Raw genomic sequence first — 9,249 nt, 5'->3', positions numbered from 1 at the left:
CTCTTGGTCTAATTCAAGAAGATTGGGTTTTATTTATTTCACTATCGATCCCCGTTTAGCACAATAATCTTTACGGTATTTCGGTGGCTACATTGATGCTGGCATTTGATTGGGAAGCACTATCGCTTCCTAACGCCTGAATATGAATATGGTCATGGAGTGAGCGATTGCCAAAATCCCAAGTTAAAGACCAGCCATCACTTCCATCTTTGTCATAGCCAATGAGTTCTCTTTGACCCCATGTTTGAGTGCCAGTCGGAATTAACCAAAATATCACTGTTTCTGTATTTTCAGCTTCAACATAAATTGTCATCTTATGAACTCCTTTCGGAGCCGTCCACCATCCTGATTTGTTGGGTAAATCGGTATAAACATTTAAAATCTTAGCACGTAAATCTTCAACGTTTTGGGCTTGTGCATGGTTAAATATTAAGCAAAGCGTCACAATCCAACCACTTACTAATTTCAAGGGAATCACCTCTTATGGTAATTTTCCCTAATAAGCTATAGGCTATTTCGTTATCCTGCTCCTTTATCGCAGCAAAAAAGCAGGGGATAGATGTCGATCCTGTTCCCCGAAAGACTACGCTATACCGTTATATCAATGCCCGATAGGTAGGCTTAATTGTAAGCCCCTTGTATAAGAATGATCTACTCCGATTAGCAAACTTTATTGATGGAGTTGAAATAATACAATCTTTTTTTCTTGTACGACATGGTAGAATAGAAATAATGAGTGTAAGGGGTTGATTGTGTGTTCCGGGACGAAGAACAGGTAAAAGAACATCTATTATCATTGGATTTTGATCTTCAATCCAAGAATTTGAAAGATAAAGTTTGTTTTGTAATCTTCGGGGGAACAGCCTTTTTATTTTTTAGCCAAACGTTTCGAGGGACTTCGGACATCGACGCATATTTTTTAAATCGTGTGGTGGATGATGAAATTATTCAAATCATGAATGGTTATGATGTAAATAATCAATTGCAAGGGATTGCTGGAATTCCCGAGGAATTCAGGGATCGGGCTTATGAGTTAAAAGGATTCAACAATCTTCAAGTTTATATCGCTCACCCGATAGATCTTATTGTTTCAAAGTTATTACGAGCAGAACGAAGAGATGTAGTAGATGTTTTAGATTCAGGAATTATGGATCATGTCGAAAATTTGGATGAACTTCGAACGATTTATAACGAAACAAGGGACAATCAAATGGGTCATCCACTTCGATTTGTAGATATTGATCAAATCATAGATGAATATATCGAACGAAAAAAATAGTCTAAAAAGGTTTTAATAGGTTAGAATAAGAAGTAACAGAATGGAGGTGAGGGAATGGATTATGTGGTATTTTGTCATCTGCTCGATCAAATGAAAAGTCATCTCACTCGTGGAATAGAACTGTCTATGGAAGAGTTGTTGCTTAAGGCCAAGTCACACGAGCGTTGGCGTAATGTAGTCGCTCTCTATTCCCTCCGATCAGCAGAACACTTTTATGTATTGTTGAGACAATCTAACTATGATTCGGACGTGCGTCAAATCCTGTTTGATCTTCACGCGGCTTTAAGTATACCCGAAGATCCCCGTTTAAGGTCGCTGGCACGAATGTTACGTCATCTCCCTTTTTATGAGAAAACCGGCCAAAGCCTAGATCGGCTACAATTGCCGATAACAACTGCCTCTCGTCAAATCAGCAAATTACTTCGCAGTCTGGATCGGCTCCACCGGTTAAGGGGAAGAAAAATTTCAGACGAAAAGAGTCGGTATGTGGCTGAACGACGTTCTAGCGTAAAGTTAATTAAATAATGAAAGGGAAGAACTGAGCTGTAATCCAGCTCTTTTTTGTTTCTTCGATAGCAGTCAGGCGTATCTATTGGGCTTATTGGTCATTACTTAATTAGTTTAGCACATAAAAATCCACATTTTCCTGTGGCTACCCCGTTTAGAATATTTTTGTCACTGGACAATTTTCCTGAAATTTTTATCTTCACTTCGTCATTAAACCCGTCTTTAATGACGAAAATGTAAAATCAAGAAATATCTGAGCGGTTACTAAAAGAAGAGTGGAGTACTAGAAAATACTAGATCTGTAACCAAATTAACTATATGATTCAGGAGGGCTTTGATAAGCTAGTTAACGAAAGTAAATCTCGTCGTTAAATTCATTCTGTATCTGAAAGGGTTATGTACCTAGATAGATGTAAAAAGGGTCATTAATTGGATTTTAGATCCAGTGATGACCCCGATGCCTAATCAATTTCTTAACCATTGGCTACTACCTTCATCTCATACTCCTTAATAACTTTGTAAAAGGTATTCCTTTTCAGATCCAACCTACTCATTAGTTCTCCGGCTGTAATTTCCCTAGCCTTCCATGAATCGTATAAAGATTGTAGTGTTTGTCTTTGTTCCTTGGATAGTGTATTTAAGTCTATTTTTGGTCTTCCTAGGTGCTTACCTTTCGCCTTGGCCAACGTGATCCCTTCAGATTGTCGCTGCCGGATCTTTTTCCGCTCCTGGTCAGCCACATAGGACAACAGGCTAAGGAATTGATCTTCCATAAGCTTCCCCATATCTTCCATACTTTTCAATTTCCGGCTGTCAAAAAGTGTTGCGTTCTCTAAGACCACGATATCCGCACCTAGTTTACGCGTGATCTCTTTCTATTCCTCAATGATTCCGTCATAATCTCGGCCGAGCCGATCCAGTGCATCGATATAGAATAGATCCCCTTCACGAATGGCCATTTTTATCGCAATGTATCCTTCTCGTTCAAAATCCTTCCCTGACTGCTTATCCACAAAAAGGAAGCGATCCCCGATCCCTAATTCTTTCATCTTTTCCAATTGCCTACCGATGTTCTGATCAACACTGGAAACTCGTTATGTACCCGATATTCACTATGGAACTACTCCTTTTTATTTATAAAGTTGTTTTCGTATAATCTTGGTACTACCCCTGGAGCTACTCCTTGTGTAAAAGGATTAAAGGAGTAAAATCGCATAAATATCAAAAAAATGGGAGTGTTTGTTTATATTTGTACAATTTGGAATCCTTACCGGATAAGATCTTTGGAAAACGAAGTATTGCAAAAATTGTTTGTACGAGACAGAAACAAATAAGCATTCTTCCATATGTGCAAAAACTATTGCATGAATACCATGAATACGACGGCTATGATTTGATAGGACACCTGTTACAACGATTCCTCGTGGTCAAACAGTAATGAAGAATGGCAGGGGCTATACTCTTCCAGATGAATGTTTAGATACAAACACCACTTTGGTATAATCTTATATCATGTCTTAATGGAATCAGAAGGAGCAAAGAAGTATTATGCATAGAATTGGAGTGGTCGGTCCACCCGAATCCATAGACCGGATTCTGGAGGTTGCCAATGAATTTGAGCATGAAATCAAATTTATCTCATTTCCTTATGAGGAATCCAGGGAAGCGAAAACGATTGTGGAAGAACATCATCATGAAGTGAATGGCTGGTTTTTTTCAGGCCCCATCCCCTATAATATGGCGAAAAAGGTACTGGGTCCAAATGCAGATTACGTATATTCTCCCAATACGGGATCGAGTCTCTATCGATGTCTTTTACAACTGTTCCATCATCACGAGCAAGCATTGCAGGGGATATCGATCGATATGATTGAAACGGAGGATGTTCATGAATCACTGAACGAACTGGAGATTCCCATTCGCGATCTATATGTAAAGTTATTTGACGAGGAGTATAACCCTTTGGAGCTGGTTCAATTTCATCTGCAATTGTGGAAGGATGGAAAAACCAAAGGAGCCTTAACCTCCTTGAGTTCCGTTTATCATGCCTTAAAGAAAGAAGGAGTCCCCGTCTTCCGAATTTTCATTACCAAAATGGAAATTAGACAAGCTCTGAAAATTATTATTGAGAAAGTAAAAAGTTCCTACTTTAAGGATACCCAGATTGGTGTGGAAATCATTGAATTTACTCAATATGAGCAAATTGCGGAAAAGGTTCAGACAAGGGTCCAACTGCAACAGTTGGAATTGAGAATCAAGCAGACGCTTCTCCATCTATGTGAAAAATTAGATGGATCATTCATGGAAATCGGTGACGGACGTTATCAGATTTTTAGTTCGCGTGGTGCCATTGAACGGGAAATTGAAGTGCTGCAATCGTCTGTTCAACAATTAATCCTGGATGCCGGAGTTCCTGTTGCAGTCGGCATCGGGTTTGGAGAGACTGCATCCTCAGCCGAGATGAATGCCTATAAAGCCGTTCAATATTCAAAAGAAAAAGCGAATCATGGGATTAGCATTGTTCAAGAAGATGGCACGATAATTGAATCGGTCGGTCAAGACGAAGAATTAGCCTATGCTTACCGATCCCATGATAAAGTACTGCTGGAGAAACTGCATCAGGCAAACATCAGCATCAAAACATACAGCAAGATTGAGGCTCTTATCCATCGTATGGGCTGGGAGGGCTTTACCACTGCAGATTTGGCTTCCCACTTATCGATGACGAAACGGAATGCTCAGCGAATCGTTGCCAGTTTATGCGAATTTGGTCTTGCGGAAATCGATGGGGAGGAATCCCATTCCACGCGAGGAAGGCCGAGTAAAATATATCGGTTAAAAAAAAATGCGACTCATTGACACCCGAATATTGGGTGTTTTTTCTTTTTGTCAAAAAAGCGAACGATTGTATTGATTAAACTATTGTAAGTGTATATAATGAATAACAAATAACGAAATTATCGTTTAATGTTCGTTAAATATAATGAACTTTAGAAGAAAGGATTTGTTTATATGTCTATTATGGAAAAACATCTAATCAATGAATGGGTAAATTCAGTGGAGGACGATGTGATCAGATGGAGAAGATATTTCCATAGAAACCCTGAATTATCTTTCCAAGAAGAAAAGACTGCTCAATATGTTTATGAGACCCTCCAATCGTTTGGAAATTTGGAAATTTCGCGGCCTACGAAGACAAGCGTGGTGGGGCGTCTCATAGGGAAACAACCGGGTAAGATTGTGGGTTTGCGCGCGGATATGGATGCGCTTGCTATTCAGGAGGAGAATGATTTTGAATTCGCTTCCCAGATCCCTGGAGTAATGCATGCCTGTGGACATGACGCACATACAGCAATGCTTTTGGGGACTGCGAAGATTCTTGCGTTCCTGAAAGATCAGATCAAGGGCGAAGTGCGCTTTATATTCCAACACGCGGAAGAAATACATCCAGGTGGAGCCCAAGAAATGGTGAAAGCCGGAGTGCTAGATGGGGTTGATCTCATGATCGGTATCCATCTGATGTCAACGATACCAGTAGGGAAAATTGGGCTCATTTACGGACCGGCTACAGCGAATTCAGACCGATTCAACATTACGATCCAAGGGAAGGGTGGACATGCCTCCCAGCCGGAATCGGCGATTGATCCGCTGGCCATTGGCGCCCAAGTGGTTACGAATTTACAGCAAATCGTAGCTAGAAATACATCGCCACTTGATAAGTTGGTCGTTTCTGTGACCAATTTCCAAGCGGGGAACGGAGCTTATAATGTCATTCCGGATACTGTGAAATTAAGCGGATCGGTTCGCAGTTTTGGGAAGGAAGTACGGGAACATACGGTAAAAACGATGGAGCAGATCATTAAAGGGATCACCGAGGCGCATGGAGCGACCTATGAATTTGACTATCGCTATGGTTACGGTTCCGTAGTAAATGACGAAAATGTAACCAAGCTTATGGAAGAAACAATTTTAGAAAGATGGGGACAAAATCGACTTCTGCATATGCCGCCATTAATGGGTGGAGAAGATTTTTCCGCTTTTTCGGACAAAGTTCCAAGTTGCTTCTTACTTGTGGGAGCAAGAAATGAAGAGAAGGGAATCATCTATCCGCATCATCACCCGCGTTTTACAGTGGATGAAGACTCTCTGCGGGATGGCGTGGCCCTGTTTGTTCATGCGGTACAAAAGATTTTGGGATCAACAACATAGAGAAAACGGTAACATCAAATAAAAGTAAGGGGGATTAAGATGGTCAGAAAACCTGTAGACGCGCAGCCGCCCATTCCTGAATTTGAACAAAAAGGTATCCTGAAATGGATTGAAAAGACTGGAAACAAATTTCCGCATCCATTTATGCTATTTGTATATTTATGCGGCATCTTTATCGTCATCTCCGCGGTCTTAGCCGCGATGAAGGTATCCGTTGTTCATCCGGGAACGGGTGAAACGGCCACCGTCAAAAGCTTGTTAAGCCAAGAAGGCGTGCATTGGATTCTTACGAATATGCTGAAAAACTTTACGAATTTCCCTGCTCTTGGATTGGTATTGGGTATGACGCTCGGAATTGGCTTAGCCGAAAAGGTCGGTCTGATCCAAGGGGTTCTGCGTGCCTTGATTTCTAAGGTGCCTAAGGCTTTGCTTAGTTTTGCTGTTGTATTAATAGGGATATTAGGAAATTTAGCTTCAGATGCCGCTATCGCCATCATTCCGCCCATGGGTGCAATGATTTTCCTAGCCATGGGCCGTCATCCATTGGCTGGGTTTGCAGCCGGTGTGGCGGGATGGGGTGCAGGTTTTACGGCAAACATATTTATTGCCGGGACGGATGCCCTGTTATCCGGAATTAGTACGGAAGCTGTAAAAACGGTCAACCCGAACGTTGTTGTTACGCCGATTGATAACTGGTTTTTCATGTCAGCTTCTACTTTTATTCTTGCCATCCTTGGTGCATGGATTACCGATAAGTTGGTAGAACCGCGATTGGGCACCTACCAAGGAGATCACATCAAGATGGAGTCATTCACGGCAAAAGAAAGCCGCGCCTTAAAGGCAACTGGATTGGCAGCGCTTATTTTTGTAGCCATTATCGCTTTATTAGTGATTCCGGAAGGCGCATTTCTTCGTGATCCGAAGACAGGAGGGATCCTGACTTCTCCATTTTTAAAAGGTATCATTCCGATTATTCTCTTATTCTTCATTGTAACGTCTGCGGTGTACGGTAAAATCGTGGGGGTTATCCAAACCTCATCGGATATTCCTAAATTAATGACCGATTCGATGAAAATGATGGCCGGATTTATTGTATTAGTTTTCGCCGCTTCGCAATTCATTGCCTTCTTTGACTGGACCAATCTAGGGATTGTCATGGCGGTCAATGGTTCCGAATTTTTGAAGAGCATCAATATGACTGGTTTTTCGGTGATTGTTGTATTCGTACTGTTTGTTGCTATCATGAATCTGTTTGTCGCCAGCGGGTCCGCTATGTGGGCCATGTTAGCCCCGGTGTTTATTCCCATGTTCATGCTTTTGGATTATCATCCTGCCTTAGTCCAAGTCGCTTTCCGTATTGCCGATTCGTCGACCAATATGATAACTCCGATGAATCCATATATACCTCTGGTTTTAGCGTACTATCAACAATATAAGAAGGATTCTGGAATGGGTACGGTCTTTTCCACTATGATGCCGTATGCGATCTTGTTCTTACTGATTTGGATCGTGCAGATGGCCGTCTGGTATTTCCTTGGATTGCCGTTCGGGCCAGGAGTGTATGGTAAGTAGAAGATCAATCTTAAAGGAGCTGCTTTGAATGGATGTTATTTCTTTAAGACGGGATTTTCATCAATATCCTGAGGTTGGTTTTACGGAGTTTCGAACCGCCTCGCGAGTGGTTGAAATTTTAAGATCGCTTGGATTTGATGTAATCTATGGAAAATGTGCGATGGATGGTGACTCCCGTCGCGGGGTGCCGGCAGAGGAAGAACTCCAAGAGGCTTATGAACGGGCTTTGCGGGATGGGGCTAATCCTGGCATTCTCGAAAAAATGAAGGGAGGCTACACGGCGGTTATTGGAGTGTTAAAAGGGAAAGGCAATGGACCTACGGTTGCTTACCGATTTGACATGGATGCTCTACCTGTTAAAGAGAGTCAAGATCCTGACCATTTTCCCCAATCGGTTGGATTTGGTTCTAAATATGCCGGGAATATGCATGCTTGTGCCCATGACGCGCATACGGCCATCGGTTTAGGATTGGCCCACAAGCTTTCAGATCGGAATTTTTACGGAACCGTAAAGCTCATTTTTCAGCCTGCAGAAGAGGGGGTGCGAGGGGCGTACGCTATTGTGCAAAAAGGGATATTGGATGATGTCGATTTTATTTTTTGTCATCATCTCGGTACCAATGTTGCTACAGGTGAAATGTACGGCGGTTCCTCAGGATTCCTGGCCAGTACAAAAATGGCAGCTCATTTTTATGGAGTACCTTCTCATGCGGGAGCGTCCCCTGAAAAGGGAAAAAACGCCTTAATGGGAGCAGCTACTGCTTTGTTGAATATTCATGCGATTCCACGGTTTAGTACAGGTGCGACGCGCGTAAATGTGGGAGTGCTGGAAGGGGGAACCGCTGCCAATATCATTCCCGAGTATGCGAAGATGATCCTTGAAACACGTTCCGTTTCCGAGGAAGCCAATCATGAGTTGGAAAGACGCGTTAAAAATATTATTGCCCAAAGCGCAGCCATGCACGAGCTTCGGTATGAAATCGATATTATTGGTGCGGCGATTCCTATTCATTGTGACCCGGAATTAGTTGCTATCGCTATAGAAGAAGCCGAGCATATCGAAGGATTTTCTTCGGTGAATGGGCTGCAGGAATCCGGTGCGCTGGGAAGCGAAGATGCAAGCTTCATGATTCGACGTGTACAGGAGAGGGGCGGCAAAGGAACCTACATGATAATCGGTACGGATCTTCCTGCACCGCATCATCATCCGAAGTTTGATATTCAAGAGGAGGTTCTGCCTCTGGCTGTGGACCTTTTGTATCAAATTGCTGTACGAATGTTGAGTGAATAGAATACAAACCCATGCTGAATAGGGCATGGGTTTTTGCTTTTTTGTCGTTCTATTTTTATTTGGAGGTGATACAGATAGTTACCTCTATCCGCTCATGACCGCATCCAGGTAAATCAGCATTGCTGATTTCTTAGAGAATATGGAATCGGTGGTATATATTAGAATAAATTATTCAGCAGTTAACGAGCCATTCAATGAATTTAGAGAAAGTCATTTGAAAAGTGGAGAGAGTTCGTTATCTTGGCTGGATGAGAGGAATTGTAAGCATCCAAAAAAGGAGATTTCATGACGAGAAGAATCTTGGTTTAGGGAAAAAAGCTTATTAGCCATTCGTTCAGCTATCCTGAAAATAACCCGCACTGCAGTTTGTTTTTTGGCAATACCAAATTAG

At 42.0% G+C, this 9,249-nt stretch carries 7 protein-coding genes and 1 pseudogene; 6 read left to right on the top strand and 2 right to left on the bottom strand.

Annotation, left to right across the window (positions count from 1 at the left end):
• Window positions 1-70 precede the first annotated feature (70 nt).
• On the bottom strand, window positions 71-469 hold the full coding sequence (locus ABLT31_RS37640) for a hypothetical protein (RefSeq protein ID WP_367760851.1): 399 nt from the start codon (window positions 467-469) through the stop codon (window positions 71-73).
• A gap of 285 nt (window positions 470-754) precedes the next feature.
• On the opposite strand from ABLT31_RS37640, the gene ABLT31_RS37635 reads away from it, so the two are divergent.
• Window positions 755-1,279, top strand: coding sequence for a DUF6036 family nucleotidyltransferase (locus tag ABLT31_RS37635; protein WP_367760850.1), 525 nt, complete (start codon window positions 755-757; stop codon window positions 1,277-1,279).
• Window positions 1,280-1,369: 90 nt separating this feature from the next.
• Window positions 1,370-1,804, top strand: a complete 435-nt coding sequence (locus ABLT31_RS37630; RefSeq protein WP_367760849.1) for a hypothetical protein — start codon at window positions 1,370-1,372, stop codon at window positions 1,802-1,804.
• A gap of 455 nt (window positions 1,805-2,259) precedes the next feature.
• On the opposite strand, the pseudogene ABLT31_RS37625 reads toward ABLT31_RS37630, so the two are convergent.
• A pseudogene (locus ABLT31_RS37625) lies at window positions 2,260-2,899 on the bottom strand (recombinase family protein).
• 435 nt (window positions 2,900-3,334) lie between these two features.
• Here ABLT31_RS37625 and ABLT31_RS37620 point away from each other — a divergent pair.
• The 4 genes from ABLT31_RS37620 (at window position 3,335) to ABLT31_RS37605 (ending at window position 8,858) form a co-directional block, all read left to right on the top strand.
• On the top strand, window positions 3,335-4,645 hold the full coding sequence (locus ABLT31_RS37620) for a helix-turn-helix domain-containing protein (RefSeq protein ID WP_367760848.1): 1,311 nt from the start codon (window positions 3,335-3,337) through the stop codon (window positions 4,643-4,645).
• Between the two features lie 162 nt (window positions 4,646-4,807).
• On the top strand, window positions 4,808-5,995 hold the full coding sequence (locus ABLT31_RS37615) for a M20 family metallopeptidase (RefSeq protein WP_462976594.1): 1,188 nt from the start codon (window positions 4,808-4,810) through the stop codon (window positions 5,993-5,995).
• 39 nt (window positions 5,996-6,034) lie between these two features.
• On the top strand, window positions 6,035-7,567 hold the full coding sequence (locus tag ABLT31_RS37610; protein WP_367760846.1) for an AbgT family transporter: 1,533 nt from the start codon (window positions 6,035-6,037) through the stop codon (window positions 7,565-7,567).
• A gap of 28 nt (window positions 7,568-7,595) precedes the next feature.
• Window positions 7,596-8,858: an amidohydrolase gene (locus tag ABLT31_RS37605; protein WP_367760845.1), complete on the top strand. Its 1,263-nt coding sequence runs from the start codon at window positions 7,596-7,598 to the stop codon at window positions 8,856-8,858.
• The last annotated feature ends 391 nt before the right edge of the window (window positions 8,859-9,249 follow it).

It is taken from the genome of Ammoniphilus soli (assembly GCF_040813775.1).
The sequence above is the reverse complement of the archived record's forward strand: the minus strand, read 5'-3'. Positions and strand labels throughout refer to the sequence as shown.

Excerpts from the sequence above, each read along its gene's own strand:
- ABLT31_RS37630 (WP_367760849.1), top strand. The coding sequence starts at position 1,370 with ATGAAAAGTCATCTCACTCGTGGAATAGAACTGTCTATGGAAGAGTTG.
- ABLT31_RS37620 (WP_367760848.1), top strand. The coding sequence starts at position 3,335 with ATGCATAGAATTGGAGTGGTCGGTCCACCCGAATCCATAGACCGGATT.
- ABLT31_RS37615 (WP_462976594.1), top strand. The coding sequence starts at position 4,808 with ATGGAAAAACATCTAATCAATGAATGGGTAAATTCAGTGGAGGACGAT.
- ABLT31_RS37610 (WP_367760846.1), top strand. The coding sequence starts at position 6,035 with ATGGTCAGAAAACCTGTAGACGCGCAGCCGCCCATTCCTGAATTTGAA.
- ABLT31_RS37605 (WP_367760845.1), top strand. The coding sequence starts at position 7,596 with ATGGATGTTATTTCTTTAAGACGGGATTTTCATCAATATCCTGAGGTT.